This is a genomic window from Limnobacter humi, assembly GCF_024518835.1.
Classification (GTDB): domain Bacteria; phylum Pseudomonadota; class Gammaproteobacteria; order Burkholderiales; family Burkholderiaceae_B; genus Limnobacter; species Limnobacter humi.
The window spans coordinates 1-507 of sequence record NZ_JANIGO010000029.1 but is presented as its reverse complement, the minus strand read 5'-3'; the positions used below and the strand labels follow the sequence as shown (position 1 = coordinate 507).

At 59.4% G+C, this 507-nt stretch carries 1 protein-coding gene; it reads left to right on the top strand.

Annotation, left to right across the window (positions count from 1 at the left end; translation table 11 throughout):
* Positions 1–495 (top strand): BtpA/SgcQ family protein (locus NQT62_RS15415; protein ID WP_306173718.1); only part of this gene is annotated, 495 nt, incomplete at its 5' end.
* Between the last annotated feature and the right edge of the window lie 12 nt (positions 496–507).

Genomic DNA, 507 nt, shown 5'->3' with positions numbered 1-507 from the left:
GCCATTGCCATGGCCGGCGGTGCCAAATTCATTCGCGTCAATCAGTGGGCCAATGCCTATGTCGCGAATGAAGGCTTCATGGAAGGCAGGGCGGCCGAGGCAATGCCTTATCGGTCGATGCTGCGCGCCGAACACATCAAGGTCTTTGCCGACAGCCATGTGAAGCATGGCAGCCACGCCATCGTTGCGGACCGGACAATCGAAGAGCTGACCCGCGATCTCGCTTTCTTTGATGCCGACGGTGTCATCGCCACGGGGCAGCGTACGGGCAATGCCGCAACAATTGAGGAGATCGAGGAAATCGGCTCGGCAACGCATCTGCCGCTTCTGGTTGGATCGGGTGTCAATCGCGACAACATCGTCGAAATACTCAAGCGGACCAACGGTGTCATCGTTGCATCCTCGTTGAAGCAGGGCGGGGTGTGGTGGAACCCGGTGGACATCGAGCGGGTCAAGGCATTCCGCGCCGCTGCAGAACCGGGGCTGGAGCACTGAGAGGATGGAAAA